Origin of the sequence: Bacteroides oleiciplenus YIT 12058 (assembly GCF_000315485.1) — a bacterium.
Classification (GTDB): domain Bacteria; phylum Bacteroidota; class Bacteroidia; order Bacteroidales; family Bacteroidaceae; genus Bacteroides; species Bacteroides oleiciplenus.
Genome location: NZ_JH992943.1, coordinates 134,737 through 150,817 on the forward strand (window position 1 = coordinate 134,737; position 16,081 = coordinate 150,817).

Consider the following 16,081-nt stretch of genomic DNA (forward strand, 5'->3'; position numbering starts at 1 on the left):
AATGTAATTGGAAGCTTTTTTATTTCCCCCTTTTCCCTACATTTGCCTGTCTAACTTGAACAAAAAATTCTGAAACCATGAAGAAGACCTTTTATTCTACAATGGGACTGACTCTATGCAGTCTCCCCATGTGGGCACAGCAATCACCCAATTTTCTTATTGTACAATGCGACCATCTAACACAACGCGTAGTAGGTGCCTACGGTAATGGCGATAGTTGCACGCCGCCCATCGATAGCATCGCTGCCCAAGGTGTAGTTTTCGCCAATGCTTATGTGGGATGTCCCCTGAGTCAACCCTCACGCGCAGCCTTGTGGAGCGGTCTGATGCCACACCAGAACAACGTACGTTCTAATTCAGCCGAACACATCAATCCTCTGCTACCGGAAAATATTCCCACACTGGGAAGCATTTTTTCCGCCAACGGATACCAAGCCGTTCATTTCGGGAAAACACATGATATGGGAGCTTTAAGAGGGTTCAGCCATAAGGAACCTGACGCCAAACCTTTTACAGATCCGGAATTTCCCGTAAACAACGATAGTTTCCTTGACGTAGGTACATGTGAAGATGCCGTAAGCTATCTGAGCAATCCAGGTAAAGAACCGTTTATTTGTGTGGTAGACTTCCAGAACCCGCACAATATTTGCGGATACGTAGGTGAAAATAAAGGAGAACATATCGACAAGCCTATCAGTGCCCCATTACCCAACCTACCGGAAAATTTCGAAGTGAAAGACTGGAATGCACTACCCGTACCCATTCAATACATTTGTTGCAGCCACCGCCGCATGATGCAGGCCGCACATTGGAATGAAGAGAATTATCGCCACTACATCGCCGCCTTCAGGCACTACACGAAGATAGTTTCCAAACAGATAGAACAGGTTCTTCAGGCTCTATACTCCACCCCCGCAGGTAGAAATACCATCATTGTTTTCCTGGCAGATCACGGCGATGGAATGGGTTCACATCGCATGGTGACCAAGCAAGTCAGCTTTTATGATGAAGTGACCAATGTTCCTTTCATCATTGCAGGCCCGGGCATACAGAAACGCGAAAAACCGATAGACAATCTGCTGACACAGCCCACTCTTGACCTGTTGCCTACCCTTTGTGAACTGGCCGGACTACCCGCTCCGGCAGATAAACCGGGAATCAGCCTCGCTCCTCTACTGAGAGGAAAAGAGCAGACGCAGAAACATCCGTACGTTACATCTGAATGGCACAGCGAATACGAAGTAATCGTCAGTCCCGGACGTATGATACGCAGTCCCCGCTACAAATATACCCACTATCTGGAAGGTAACGGTGAAGAATTATATGATATGGAAAAAGATAAAGGAGAACAACATAACCTTGCTTATGACCCGGCATACACCAAGATTCTTAATGAACACCGCGCTTTGTTAGACGACTACATCCAACGAACAAAAGATGATTATCGCAACCTAAAAACAGAAGCAGACAAAAGATGGAGAAGTCACACTCCCGGATATCCGCATCACGAAGGCCCTTGCTCGCGAGATATCACCAATCGGAAATAAAACATCAAAATGCAAAAAGGACGAGACATTTTCGGATATCTCGTCCTTTTTAGTTACTTTTGTCGCAAATAATCAAATAAATATCGGAATAAACAAGGTGAGGCTCAGTAAAACGATAATATTATTGTTGTTGATGTTCTTTTGCGGTACTTCCTACATCCTCTCTGCAAACCAGGATTCGGAAGATAAGCGTATACCCCTTGTTGAACAATTAATGGATAATAACTTAGGCTATTCCCTGGAAGCAAAGTTAAGCGATATTCTCCGGTGGGAAGACGAACTGGCAGAGATATACCGGAAGAAAAAGGATTATAAACGTATGTTCCTCATACACCAAATGGCCGCCTATGCCCTTGCAGCCGATGGGCAAATCAGTGAAGCATTGGAGAAAGCGAACAACATTTTACGGCAAGCCACGCAAATGAGATATGATACCGGAATAGCCATAGCTCACTATGCAATAGGAGATACTTACCTCAGTGCCAACATGATTAATGAAGCCATTGAAGAGTATGAGACAGCCATGAATAAGCTGAATAAAATCCCCGACTCCGGAAAACTCAAGGAAAGAGTATTAATCCAGTTAGCCCCTACTCTCGTCAGATTGAAACGTATGCCCGAGGCTCAAGCTTATTTGGAGCAGATGGAACAGGTGAATGACGACCACCACAGTCGTTTTATGGAGAATATTTTTCAAGCCTATTATTATCTTTATGCAAACAATCCGGACAAAGCCCGAGAGTATATTCAAGAGGCTGAAGAGTGGTATGAATATTACCCATTCTATTTCCACAGTTCCATCCTGAAATATATACAGGCCGAATATGCCAAAAGTACAGGGAATGACGAACAAGCTATAGAGCTATATAACGAACTAACAGACCACACCAACGGTGCCAATACCTACAACAAGTATCTGAAGATGAAAAATGCGTTGGCATATCTGTACACCCAACGAGGAAAGCCCAAAGAAGCATGTACAGCATATCAGGACATCAATGCCGCCCGCGACTCTATCAATGCCCGCAATTACTCCTCTCAAATCAACCTTTTGCGAACCATATATCAGGTGGACCGCCTTGAAATGAACAATCAAAGCCAACGCAACCAGTTACTTTCCTATTCCATCATAGGCTGCATACTTATCTTAGCCATATCTTCCGTATCAGTGTTTTATATTCGTAAAATCAATAGGCGGCTGGCCAACTCCCAGCTCAGACTGGAGAAAGCACGACAGGCAGCAGAAAATTCCATCCGTACCAAAAGTCTTTTCCTGTCGAATATGAGCCACGAGATAAGGACACCACTGAATGCTCTATCGGGATTTTCCGGCATTCTGACCGACGCCAATATCGATGCTGCAACCCGCCAACAGTGCAATGAAATTATTCAGCAGAACTCTGATTTATTATTAAAACTGATAGATGATGTTGTAGACCTTTCAAGTCTGGAAATAGGTAAGATGCAATTTCACTTTGCTAATAATGATGCCGTATTCATCTGCCGTAATGTTGTAGACACCGTAGAAAAAATAAAGCAGACAGCTGCTTCCGTACTGTTCGACACTTCTTTAGAGAAACTCGAAATATATACGGATGAAGCACGCCTCCAGCAGTTACTCATCAATCTACTGATTAATGCAACCAAATTCACTACAGAAGGCAGTATCACCCTGTCACTTGATATGCAAACGGAAGAAACAGCTATATTTACCGTAACCGATACAGGCTGTGGTATAGCTCCGGAAAAGCAAGGACAGATATTTAACCGCTTTGAGAAGCTGAATGAAAATGCACAAGGTAGCGGATTAGGACTTTCTATTTGCCAGTTAATAGTGGAACGCTTCGGTGGCAAAATATGGATCGACCCCGAATACAAGAACGGATCCCGCTTCCAATTCACCCATCCCGTTCATTCTGTCAACAGAAAGGAGAGTATGGTATGAAACGGATTTTATTCATACTTGTCTTTGCACTACAATGCGTGTTTGTTTCCGCAACTGCACATTCCACTGCTGCGGACAGCTTATTGAATGAGTTACATGCACTTCCCCATGATTCTACCCGGCTTAAGTTACTGGAAAAGCTTGTACTCACAGAACAAAACTCCCCACATTACATAGAATATGCAGAGGAAATGTTCAAAGAGGCACAACTTCAAAAGAATGACAAATATAAAGCCAGCGGCACTTACTACAAACTGTTACATTACTATAATCAGAATGAGGCGGACAGCGTCAGCAAGCTGGTGAACTACCTGTTGCCCATTGCCGAACGCATGCAATATTGGCAGATGTATTTCAATGCACAAAAATTGCTCATTTATACCTATATTTATAAGGAGAAATATGAGTATGCAATCAATGAGGCTTTGAAGATGCAGGAAAAGGCGGAAGCACTGGACAATGCAGGCGGACGCGTGATTGCCTATCTGTGTTTGGCAAATGCATACCACGAAACCAACCGCAAACAAGAAGAAGGAGAAGTTCTGCAAAAGGCTCATGAACTCTTCTCAGAACCCATACACACCAGTACTCAGATAAATGTATTGGGACAACTCATTCTATACAGTAAAGGTCAGAATGACTACAAAAGCCTGAAAGCTTATCTGGAGCAGAATATCCGGCTAATAGATGATTTACTGAAACAATATCCTGACATGTACGATTCGTATTTCAACCTTTTCTTATTCTCTGAAATATTTCATGCCCAATATTATATTGGTATAGAGAAAGCGGATTCCGCAAAATATCATATAGAAAAGGCACAGAATTACATAACTCCGCAAAGTTACCTTCCATACATTGCCATGTATCAGGATGCCCGTGCAGAGTATTACCGCTACATGAAAGATTACCAAACCGCACTTGCATATACTGATTCAGTTTTAATAAAGATGAAAGAATTTGATTCCGGTCAGATGGACTATGCCAAACAACTGGCCCGCAAAGCTGATATCCTGCAAGAAATGGGCAAACATCAGGAAGCTTTGCCACTCTATGAAAAATCCAATCGTATTCAGGATTCATTAACTGTGGCCATATCAGCCAAACAGCTCGAAGAAATCAAAGATATATACCACCTTAATCAATTAGTATGGGAACAAGGAAAACTGAGAAGCCACGTGCAAGTGACAATTCTCCTCAGCCTCTCAATTATACTTGTTCTATGTATCGCCTATATGTTCCGCATCAACCGGATAAGAAGGGCTCTGAAAATATCGGAAAAAGAAACACAGAAAGCCACCCGGCAGACAGAAAAAGCTAATGAAATGAAAAATCGCTTCCTATCTAATATGAGCCATGCCATCCGGGTACCACTGAATGGAGTATTAGGCTTTTCACAAATCATAGCCAACGAAGTGGAGGTAGACGAGCTTACTCGCAAAGAATATGCAGACATCATTCAGCAAAACACAGAACAGTTAATGCGTTTGGTAAACAATGTGCTTGACCTGTCACGCCTGGAAGCCGGTATGATGAAGTTTCAGATGAGCGATTACGACATCGTACAACTCTGCAACGATGCCGTAGGGATGGCACATATGCAGAATCCTACTTTGCACACTCATTTCCACAGCAACATTGACGAGTACATTATCCATACAGACACCAACCGGATTATGCAACTCATTGTCAGCATCCTTATCTGCCCTCTTGCTTCCTTCAAAGAGGAGCGTGACCTTCAATTCACTTTAGACAAAAACGGAGAGATATTATGTTTCAAAGTTACTAACTGCCCATTGGCAGACCTTAAATACGCCAATCAAGACTCTGCTTTGCGCAACGATGTCAACCATCTGTTGCTGAAACACTTCGGTGGCACCTATCAAGTAATTCCCGACAGCAAAGAAGGTCCGACTATTCTTTTCACCTATCCCGCTACCTCGACTGAATAATATTCTTGCCTCAAATGAAGGTAGATACGTGGATTTTTTGTACTTTTGCGCCTCAATAAGAGTAATTTGTAATTTATAAATAGAATTATATCATCATGTTCGATAATTTAAGCGAAAGACTGGAAAGGTCGTTTAAAATTCTGAAAGGTGAAGGAAAAATCACCGAAATCAATGTTGCAGAAACCCTGAAAGATGTACGTAAGGCATTGTTGGACGCCGACGTAAACTACAAAGTAGCTAAGACTTTCACAGATACCGTTAAGGAAAAGGCATTGGGACAAAACGTGCTGACAGCCGTAAAACCCAGCCAGTTAATGGTAAAAATCGTGCACGATGAGCTGACCCAGTTGATGGGTGGCGAAACGGCCGAGGTTGACTTGGAAGGAAAGCCGGCAGTTATCTTGATGTCCGGTCTGCAAGGTTCGGGTAAGACGACGTTCTCAGGTAAGCTGGCGCGGATGCTGAAAACAAAAAAGAACAAGAAACCGCTGTTGGTGGCTTGTGATGTATACCGCCCTGCTGCTATTGAACAATTACGCGTATTGGCAGAGCAGATTGGAGTTCCGATGTACTCAGAACCGGATAGTAAGAGCCCGGTGAAGATTGCGGAAAATGCAATTCAGGAAGCTAAAGCAAAAGGATATGATGTGGTCATCGTCGATACTGCCGGACGTTTAGCTGTAGACGAAGAGATGATGAACGAAATCGCAGCTATCAAAAAAGCGATTAATCCGAATGAGATTCTTTTTGTAGTAGACTCCATGACCGGCCAGGATGCTGTGAATACGGCAAAAGAATTTAACGAACGTCTTGACTTCAATGGTGTAGTACTGACAAAATTGGATGGTGATACTCGTGGTGGTGCCGCTCTTTCTATCCGTTCGGTAGTGAACAAACCCATCAAGTTTGTCGGTACGGGTGAAAAGCTCGATGCTATCGACCAGTTCCATCCTTCGCGTATGTCAGACCGTATCCTCGGTATGGGTGACATTGTTTCACTGGTAGAACGCGCACAGGAACAATATGATGAAGAAGAAGCAAAACGCCTGCAAAAGAAGATTGCCAAAAACCAGTTCGATTTCAATGACTTCTTGAGCCAGATTGCCCAAATCAAGAAAATGGGTAATCTGAAAGACTTGGCTTCCATGATACCGGGTGTGGGCAAAGCTATCAAAGATATTGATATTGATGACAATGCATTCAAGAGCATTGAAGCTATCATTTACTCCATGACCCCGGCAGAACGCAGCAATCCTGCTCTTCTGAACGGCTCGCGTCGTCAACGCATTGCTAAAGGTAGTGGCACGAATATTCAGGAGGTAAACCGCCTGCTGAAACAATTTGACCAGACTCGCAAGATGATGAAGATGGTGACAGGCAGCAAGATGGGCAAAATGATGCCGAAGATGAAATAATAAAGATAAACTGTAAGCATAACAATCCCGCTAATTTCATTTTCTTAATGAAGTCAGCGGGATTGTTGCTATATTCGGTTATTTGCTCTATATTTGCGATGCATGAAGTCACAAAAAATAGTAAGTGACGGAAATAATACAAGATAAATTATAACTAAAACAAGAATATTGATATGACATTAATTGACGGAAAAGCAATCTCAGAACAAGTTAAGCAAGAGATTGCTGCGGAAGTAGCGGAAATTGTGGCAAAAGGTGGTAAACGTCCTCACCTTGCTGCGATTCTCGTAGGTCACGATGGTGGTAGTGAAACATACGTTGCTGCTAAGGTGAAAGCATGTGAAGTTTGCGGATTTAAATCCAGCCTTATCCGCTATGAAACGGATGTAACAGAAGATGAACTCTTAGCTAAAGTACGCGAACTGAACGAAGATGCAGATGTAGACGGATTTATCGTACAACTCCCGCTACCAAAACATATTTCTGAGCAAAAAGTAATAGAAACTATTGACTACCGTAAAGACGTGGATGGATTTCACCCCATCAATGTGGGACGTATGTCCATCGGACTGCCTTGCTATGTATCGGCAACTCCAAATGGTATTCTGGAGTTATTGAAACGCTACCAGATAGAGACTTCCGGAAAGAAGTGCGTGGTATTAGGACGTAGCAATATCGTCGGCAAACCAATGGCAGCACTCATGATGCAGAAAGCTTATCCAGGAGATGCAACCGTAACCGTATGCCATAGCCGCAGCAAAGACTTGGTAAAAGAGTGTCAGGAAGCCGATATCATCATCGCTGCATTAGGGCAACCCAATTTTGTGAAAGCTGAAATGGTAAAAGAAGGCGCCGTAGTTATCGATGTAGGTACTACTCGCGTACCGGATTCCACAAAGAAATCAGGATTTAAATTGACCGGTGACGTAAAGTTCGACGAAGTAGCTCCGAAATGTTCATTCATCACTCCCGTACCAGGGGGCGTGGGACCGATGACTATCGTTTCTTTGATGAAGAATACACTACTGGCAGGTAAAAAAGCAATCTATCAATAATCCCGAATACCGGAAGAAGACAAACGGACATAATTGTCTTCTTCCGGTATTTATTTTAATCTATAATACTCATGAACACACAACAAAAAAAATCACAAGTTTTCTTTTTCTTACTTGTGCTACATACACGCCAAACAAAAAAGAGTTTTAATTCCTAAATAGTTATGAGAAGAACATTCCCCCTCGCACTACTTTTCTTTTTTGTATCATGCAGCAGTGTAGCACAAGAACAAGTAGTACCCGAAGCATCTGACACTGTTTTTCCTGCTAAGGTCACACTATTATTTGTCGGTGACCTGATGCAACATAAAGCGCAACTTGAAGCTGCACGTACAAGCCAGGGGACCTATGATTATTCTCCATGTTTTTCTCTCGTGAAAGAGCAAATCAGTAAAGCAGATATTGCTATTGCTAATCTTGAAGTCCCTTTGGGTGGAAAGCCTTATACAGGCTATCCTGCTTTCTCTGCACCAGATGAGTTTTTATACGCCATCCAGAATGCCGGTTTTGACATTCTATTAACTGCAAATAACCATTGTCTTGACCGCGGAAAGAAAGGATTGGAGCGCACCATCCTAATGCTAGACTCCTTGCATATTCCATACACAGGCACTTATAGAAACAAAGAAGAACGCCACCAACATTATCCGCTACTTATCCATAAAAATGGATTTCGTATTGCCTTTCTCAACTACACCTATGATACTAACGGCATCAAACCCTCTTCACCTAACATAGTGAACTACATCGACAAGAAAGTCATACAGCAAGATATTGATACTGCACGGGCATGGCAACCCGGCGCCATCATTGCTTGCATGCATTGGGGAAATGAATATCAGTCACTCCCCAGCCGGGAACAACGACAGTTGGCAGATTGGTTATTGGAACAAGGGGTAACACATATCATCGGTTCACATCCACATGTCATACAGCCAATGGAGTTACGCACTGATAGTCTTACCGGAATGCAGCATGCCGTAGTCTATTCTTTAGGGAATTTCATATCCAATATGAGTCAGATAAATACTGACGGTGGCCTCATCTTCACATTAGAGTTGGAAAAAGATACAGTTGCTTCACTTATCCCCCATATTCGCGTTCGCCATTGCGGATACAATTTAGTATGGACAGCTCGTCCTACCCTCTCCAACGAAAAAAATTATATCATCTATCCAACTGATTCCATACCTGCCTCAAAGCTCCCGGATACAGCACGTAACTCTCTGAATATCTTCGTCAAAAACGCCCGAAAGCTCCTCCAGCAACACAATGTAGGCATTAGGGAAGATAAAAAATAATGCAGGTATCTACAAAAATATCCCTCTAAATATTTGCAATATAAAAGATAATGTCTATCTTTGCACCGCGTTTGAGAAATGACGCAAATATGGTGACTGTAGTTCAGTTGGTTAGAGCGTCAGATTGTGGTTCTGAATGTCGTGGGTTCGAGTCCCATCAGTCACCCCAAAAGAAAGAGGAATTTCAGTAATGATTTTCCTCTTTTTTGCTATATATCAGGCTTTTAAGAGGATTAGGGGATGTACTTGTTAAGCCGAGGTATTGTTGCATGCATCATTTATTTTAGTATCTTTGAACCATTGGAAACAGCACATCCGAACTTAGATACCGCCCGGACACAATTGTGACTTACTTTCATTCTAGTATCAAAAACAGCACTTACTTTGGTAAGTGCTGTTTTTGATACTAAACCTTCACGAAGAAAGAACTCAAGGATTATTTCCTGAAATAATAGACCATTCTACAGAATTATAAGATGATTGATATATTCTAACATAGTTAGAGCTCTCCATTATTCCACCTCTCGAAAAAGTTGCCTTCAAAATCAAGGTACCATCATAAGTGATATTTTGCCTAAAAAACATAGATAAGCTTGTTGATTGCATAGGATGTTTCCCATCTGAAGATAATTGACCAGCAATTGTTGTTTCTTTATGTTCTATTGCCCCAACAGGCAATGTATTTACGCATTCGATAGAAGCAAATCGTAAGAACAACCTACCAGTACAATCCCAATAAATCACATCACTTCCTTTTGAACTTCCTCCGAATCCACCTGTTCCCCAATCTACAAGTGTGTCACTTGTCCTATTTGGGCGTCCCAAACCAGTAATTTTAATTGTTGGAGTTTCGTTATAATCAAAAATATCCGATGCTATTTCCACATCGTCTTGCCCATAAACATCTCCTGTATTATTATATTCATAATAAGTAAAAAACACTTTACTCTCTTTTAATTGTGCATGATACCTTGTCCAGTCTATATCATATTGAGTTTCAGAAATACCAATCATATGAGTTTCCGTATTTGCTTCTGGATCAGTCCCGACTATCCTACGTGAATATCCAGTAATGCCTTCTATCCCAAGATGACCATTATATTTTGAGGAATTCCCAATCACTAATGGATTATCTTCAAAAAAATATGTAATTTTATATTTGTTTCTCCATTCTATTCCTGTGTTATACACATTACTTATCTCATCCCCTACATATTCTACCTTTACATCCTTTAACGTTTTCCAATTCACATAGAAACTCTTTGTTCCGTAATCTTCATAAATTTTATCTGTATTCTTCTCGACAAAAACTTTTAATGAAAGTTCGTTTGTCCCTGCATACAAATTATCAAAATCTATATAGGTTTCTCCCCCTTTCTTTATCATAACAGACTTTACTTGAGCATACTGTTGATACCCACTAGGAAAACAAGTACACTCTATATAAGAAACAACTTCTTCTTTAGGAGCAAAACCACTGACATTAAAATACATTCTATATGAACCTGTCTTTTGGGAGATTTTATGAATTCTCATAAGTCCAACATTAAAACCATCTCCAAGATACCCATCAACCGTATCCGGATCTTTTTCTGTTGTAAAAGTCTGTATATCACCATACTCATAGTCATTATCACACTTTACATAAGCACGCCAATAATAAGTTTGTCCTGCTATAAGTTTCCCTATGTTGACCGAAAAGTTTCCATCTAAAATATTATGCGCAGGAACTATTACTTTATTTACAAAACTTGGGGTTGTTGAATAGCAGATCCCATACATATCTGTACCAGTTATATCATACCCAATAACCCTGCCAGATAGGGTAACACTATTTTTCGTAATATTATTTGCACTTCCTGTTATTATTTTATTATTCAAGGAAGCTTTAAAATAAACAGGCTCTGATATATCTTTCTCTGTTATTCTATCATAAACAACTGCCCTAACAAGCTGCTCTCCATGTTTTCCTAAACTCCAATCAATGCTTGCCGTCTTGGTTACCGGATCTATATCTACATTTTTTACATTTCTTTCCCCTACATAGCCACCACCAGAAACCACTTGAAATCTTACGACATGATAGTCTCCAAACATAATCTCTGTTCCATCATCAGCTATAGTTTTCACAGAGACAGTCAAAGGTAATTTAAGCGTTTCACCAGATAACCCCGACTGATTATTACCGCTGACTATTTTTAATTCCGTCTCTGTACAACAAGTAACACCACCTATATTATACGAGCATAAATGAAAATCTATTGAAGGCTCAGCACGGTATGCTTGAAAAATTCGCGTATAATTATTTCCTATACCTTTCAAAACATCATATACAACAATTAATTTGCTAATTACTTTTGTTGCTTTTTCCAAGTTCAAAGCCCCTATTTTCTTTAGCTGCTTATAAAAATTAGTTCCTTCTACAAACTCATCAACAGCACTTCCAAATACCTTTTCCACCCAAGACACTCCTTCATTCTTTAATAAAGAGATGAGAACCTCACGTATAAAATTCCAGCCATCAGGAGGAGTTATTCCAGCATAAACAGATGATATATAAGACTGAAAATCAAAACCATGCGTAGCTACTAAACCATTATTTATCAATCCATTTAACTCAAGATCACTATATCCTGCTCCAAGTATTCCCCAAAGATCAGACATTAATGTCCAAGATAGTGCCAAAATAGCTCTTTCTGTATATTTTTCAAAAACAAAATAATAACTACCTTCATCAGTAAGAACAAAATCAATAGGTTCCCCATAGTGATTTGCACCCATATTTTGAGACAGAATATCCAAAATTCCATGACTTGAAGCAGAAGGAATTATTTCATCAGCAATCCTCGAATTGCTATAAAATACCTGGCATTCATAAGGAGGTTTCAATCCTGTATTCCGTATAGAGACAGTTTTCCCTATAGCCCTAACATCTAAATGATGATTATCAATCCCTGTGACAACACTTCTCGTTTGGTTAGGAACACATATGTTCTCAATTAGTTGGCCTACCGCCGCAAATAAAGTAGTATTCTCTGTACTAAAAATATCCTTTTTTTCAGCTATAATCCGACTCATTTCACTAACAATAATTGGGAAATTAGCCGAATTAGCTATAGTAGTAGTCAACTCATTAAAGTTTTTATTCGCGACACTAAGAAAAGGAGGCATCAATGATATAAAAGCCAACGCAGAAGTCGTAGCATTAATTTCCAATGGCTGATTTTGAAAAAAGCCACGTGCCATCATTAAAATTTGATCACTAGAATCAGTTATATAAATCAGCTGTGGAATGGAATCATTGAAAACCTCAATATTAAAACCATTCTCCGACAAGACTTCTTCCGCAAGAGGAGAAGCCACGAACAAACCATCAGATTCCTCTATTCTTACAGTGCCATTAATTAACATAGTGGCATTACCTTTATTTACAATTGACATCTTCAACACTGTTCCATCTGCCAAAATTAGCGATAAAACATCATCTTCTACTGTTACAGATTTAAAAAGAGAAATATTGTTATCTATCTTACCATTGTCAATCACTTGAATAGTATTCCCATTCTTATCTAAAAGGGGAATATATGTTATACCTTTATCATAACTAATAGCCCAACATCTCTCCTTTTCCATTATTTTCAAATTAGGGATAGTTCTATTTGCACGATTATTATTGCCTTTTTCATCCGTCAAATAAGTTTTCACCCCTCCACTTGTCAATGTCCAGCAATAGCCACCTTTCCATTTTCCAATACCAACAAGAGGAACCTCATTAATACTTGTCCCATTTTTAACAGTAATCTTTTTCCCATCAGCAAATGAGATTTGACAACCATCCCCTTCTTGAGTGATATTCGCAACAAGAATATTATTATCAAGAGCATTTGCCAAAATACTCATGCTGTTAATATCTTCATTTATTCGATTTAATTGCTCTTTAAATAAAGTAACATCCAATACTATATCATTATCTGATTTACAAGCAATAGCTCCTATCAACAATAAAGCTAATAATAAAAAATGCGTTCGTTTCATAACAGTATATATAAGTTTTTTGTATTTCAAATCACTAGTCTTCACTCTTTTTCTCACTAAAAACCAAAAGTGCGACTACCAAGGTGAAAAATAAAGAACAATAGTTCCAACTTCTTTATTACAGTTTTTCTACTTGCAAAAATAATACCTTCAAAACAAAGAAGCAATTGTACGCTTATCAAAAAGATAGATAAGCAGTCGTATTTACGGATATTATGCAGAAATAAAGGATTAAATGGGATAAAATATCCAATTTACAAATATACAAAGGCTACAAATAGTCTCTTTCATTCTCTAGAAATCTTGTATAGCTTTTCAATAAAGAACAGCATTTATTATCTAATTTCAACAAAGCTGTATCCAATAAAAGAACATATTATTTTTATGTCATTATGAAGTCTCCTGCTATGATACTTAAATAAGCTAAAAACAGACTTGGAGCATCGGAAGAAAACAGACAATAAAGCAATTATGAATAAAATAACGGCTCTGCTTAAACATATTTCTGAACATCCATACACTGGCATAGGAAAACCTGGGCCCCTAAAATATGAACTCGCAGAAAAATGCTCAAGGCGGATTAATTCAGAACACCGAATCATCTATTCAATAGATAAAGATACGATTGAAATCTATCAACCTAACTACGTTCCTTGCTAAGATTACCCAGCTTCTCTATGATATTATTGTAGGATGCTACAAATAATTATTCTCCATAAATTATAAAGTTCTGTTTTTTTGCATAGATTTGCAGATTCTTATAAAAAAGACATCAGAGATGCAATAAAAACATGGAAAATGAGCTTCTTTCGCTTGTCCCTGAGTATATACCATTGGGACTTGGTGTTTATGACAGAGATGGTTACCTGAAATACGCCAATAACACCACACTAAAGATGTTCGGTGTAACCATGAAAGACATCTACAATATTAATATTTTCGATGATCCTAATATAACAGCGGAAGATAAGGAACTGCTTAAACAAGGACTGAATGTATCCTTTGAAACAGATTATGACTTTGACCTCTGCGAAAAATTCTACGAAACAGCCATCAAAGGAATCCGGAAATACTTCGTTACTAAAGTTACCATCATGCAAGACTCCGAAGGTAACCGACAGGGATACATATTAACTTGTGAAGACGTAACCCTGAAAAAGATGCAAGAACAGAAAATCATTGAAAGCTACAAAAAGATTAAATCGACACAAAAGGAACTATCATTGGCTTTAAATGCAGGAAAACTGACTTCATGGAATTACTACGTAAGCGAAGGCATGTTCTACAAATTCGATGTCCAAGTCGAGAATATCGAAAAACGGTCACTTCAATTCATATACGAAAGCATCCATCCTGACGACAGAAGTAAATTCGTGGCATTGCTGGAAGCCGTTACCCACAAACAAAAGCTCCCGGAAAACAAAATCACATTAAGAGTCCTGGAAATAAATTCGGAAAACTACTGTTATTATAGCTTCGTTTATAGCGCAGTAGAGGACGAAGAAGGACGTGTAGTTATCATCACTTTTATTCAACGGGATATCACTGAAGACATTATATATCAGCAAAATTTGATTATGGCCAAAAACAAAGCGGAAGAAGCAGACAAGCTGAAGTCTACGTTCCTCGCTAATATGAGCCACGAAATCCGTACTCCACTTAATGCAATTGTCGGTTTCTCCGAACTACTGACGGAAACTGACGACACAGAAGAAAAGTTAGAATATAAACAACTGATTGAAACCAACAGTGAAATACTTCTAAAATTAATCGGCGATATTCTTGATTTGTCTAAAATAGAAGTAGGCTCCATTGACATAAACCGCCAGAAATTGAACTTATGTCAGCTTTGCGACGAATTATACCGATCTTTCCAGCAACGTATTAAAAATCCCAAAGTCACCCTCAAATTTATAAACCCGTATACCAAATGCGTAGCATATTTCGATAAATACCGCTTCATACAAGTGTTCACCAACTTTGTAACGAATGCCATCAAGTATACACCACAAGGTGAAATTACAATGGGATATGAATGCACACCGGAACGGGTGAGAATCTATGTAAGAGATAGTGGTATCGGTATTCCTGATGAAAAGAAGCACCGTATCTTCAACCGTTTCGAAAAGCTGGATACTTTTGCCCAGGGAACCGGTTTAGGACTTTCCATTTGTAAAGCCATCGCCGACACTACAGGTGGTGAAGTGGGCTTTGAGTCTAAAGTAAATGCAGGCTCTGAGTTTTGGTATATCGGATATTCCGAGGTCGAATACATCGAAAAGTCTGAAATGTCGGATACAGAAAAAAGTCCCAAAGACATAGAACATTCCTTAGTAACTTCCTCCATAAAAATAAAAGACCTGAGTATCCTTATTGCGGAAGATAACAACAGTAATTTCCTGTTAATAAAGAAATTGCTTAAAGATAATCAGCTGACTCGTGCAATTACCGGAGTAGAAGCCATTGAAAAAATCAAAGCCCAAACCTTTGATATCGTCTTTATGGATATAAGAATGCCGGTAATGAATGGTTTGGAAGCAACTGCCTCCATCCGGGAGTTTAATCAGATTACACCAATAATAGCTCTCACTGCCAATGCTTTCGAGTCTGACAGAGAAAATGCTTTAGCGGCGGGATGCAATCATTTTATGACGAAACCAGTCAAAAAGCATGAATTAATGGAGTTGCTTTCCAAATATTGCCGATAGTAGGTTTATTCCTGATTCAACCAACGATTTCCGATAGTGACTTTTAGGGTTCTCTGCATGAAAGCATTTGTAAAAAAGGTGAATGCATGAAACCATAAAAACGTTTCAATTGTTATTTTGAAG

At 39.6% G+C, this 16,081-nt stretch carries 8 protein-coding genes, 1 tRNA gene and 1 pseudogene; 9 read left to right on the plus strand and 1 reads right to left on the minus strand.

Annotation, left to right across the window (positions count from 1 at the left end):
• Positions 1-77 precede the first annotated feature (77 nt).
• The 7 genes from HMPREF9447_RS17065 to HMPREF9447_RS17095 all read left to right on the plus strand — a co-directional run bounded on the left by HMPREF9447_RS17065 (position 78) and on the right by HMPREF9447_RS17095 (position 9,384).
• Positions 78-1,547, plus strand: a complete 1,470-nt coding sequence (locus tag HMPREF9447_RS17065; RefSeq protein WP_009131004.1) for a sulfatase family protein — start codon at positions 78-80, stop codon at positions 1,545-1,547.
• Positions 1,548-1,680: 133 nt separating this feature from the next.
• Entirely contained in the window at positions 1,681-3,492 is a 1,812-nt protein-coding gene (locus HMPREF9447_RS17070; RefSeq protein WP_044138322.1) for a tetratricopeptide repeat-containing sensor histidine kinase, read from the plus strand.
• On the plus strand, positions 3,489-5,444 hold the full coding sequence (locus HMPREF9447_RS17075) for an ATP-binding protein (RefSeq protein WP_009131006.1): 1,956 nt from the start codon (positions 3,489-3,491) through the stop codon (positions 5,442-5,444). The genes HMPREF9447_RS17070 and HMPREF9447_RS17075 overlap by 4 nt, the downstream gene beginning before the upstream one ends.
• 95 nt (positions 5,445-5,539) lie before the next feature.
• Positions 5,540-6,859: a signal recognition particle protein gene (gene ffh / locus HMPREF9447_RS17080; RefSeq protein WP_009131007.1), complete on the plus strand. Its 1,320-nt coding sequence runs from the start codon at positions 5,540-5,542 to the stop codon at positions 6,857-6,859.
• 173 nt (positions 6,860-7,032) lie between these two features.
• Complete coding sequence (gene folD, locus HMPREF9447_RS17085) at positions 7,033-7,914, plus strand: bifunctional methylenetetrahydrofolate dehydrogenase/methenyltetrahydrofolate cyclohydrolase FolD (protein ID WP_009131008.1); 882 nt, start codon at positions 7,033-7,035, stop codon at positions 7,912-7,914.
• A gap of 164 nt (positions 7,915-8,078) precedes the next feature.
• Complete coding sequence (locus HMPREF9447_RS17090; protein ID WP_009131009.1) at positions 8,079-9,215, plus strand: CapA family protein; 1,137 nt, start codon at positions 8,079-8,081, stop codon at positions 9,213-9,215.
• Between the two features lie 92 nt (positions 9,216-9,307).
• Positions 9,308-9,384 (plus strand) — tRNA-His (locus tag HMPREF9447_RS17095).
• Positions 9,385-9,644: 260 nt separating this feature from the next.
• On the opposite strand, the gene HMPREF9447_RS17100 is transcribed toward HMPREF9447_RS17095, so the two are convergent.
• Positions 9,645-13,250, minus strand: coding sequence for a PL29 family lyase N-terminal domain-containing protein (locus HMPREF9447_RS17100; RefSeq protein WP_009131010.1), 3,606 nt, complete (start codon positions 13,248-13,250; stop codon positions 9,645-9,647).
• Positions 13,251-13,676: 426 nt separating this feature from the next.
• On the opposite strand from HMPREF9447_RS17100, the pseudogene HMPREF9447_RS27860 reads away from it, so the two are divergent.
• Positions 13,677-13,910: pseudogene (locus tag HMPREF9447_RS27860) on the plus strand (Txe/YoeB family addiction module toxin); the annotation flags it as partial.
• 131 nt (positions 13,911-14,041) lie between these two features.
• Complete coding sequence (locus tag HMPREF9447_RS17105; RefSeq protein WP_009131012.1) at positions 14,042-15,958, plus strand: PAS domain-containing hybrid sensor histidine kinase/response regulator; 1,917 nt, start codon at positions 14,042-14,044, stop codon at positions 15,956-15,958.
• Positions 15,959-16,081: the final 123 nt, after the last annotated feature.

Coding starts and splice junctions, on each gene's coding strand:
- HMPREF9447_RS17065 (WP_009131004.1), top strand. CDS start 78: ATGAAGAAGACCTTTTATTCTACAATGGGACTGACTCTATGCAGTCTC.
- HMPREF9447_RS17070 (WP_044138322.1), top strand. CDS start 1,681: ATGTTCTTTTGCGGTACTTCCTACATCCTCTCTGCAAACCAGGATTCG.
- HMPREF9447_RS17075 (WP_009131006.1), top strand. CDS start 3,489: ATGAAACGGATTTTATTCATACTTGTCTTTGCACTACAATGCGTGTTT.
- ffh (WP_009131007.1), top strand. CDS start 5,540: ATGTTCGATAATTTAAGCGAAAGACTGGAAAGGTCGTTTAAAATTCTG.
- folD (WP_009131008.1), top strand. CDS start 7,033: ATGACATTAATTGACGGAAAAGCAATCTCAGAACAAGTTAAGCAAGAG.
- HMPREF9447_RS17090 (WP_009131009.1), top strand. CDS start 8,079: ATGAGAAGAACATTCCCCCTCGCACTACTTTTCTTTTTTGTATCATGC.
- HMPREF9447_RS17100 (WP_009131010.1), bottom strand. CDS start 13,250: ATGAAACGAACGCATTTTTTATTATTAGCTTTATTGTTGATAGGAGCT.
- HMPREF9447_RS17105 (WP_009131012.1), top strand. CDS start 14,042: ATGGAAAATGAGCTTCTTTCGCTTGTCCCTGAGTATATACCATTGGGA.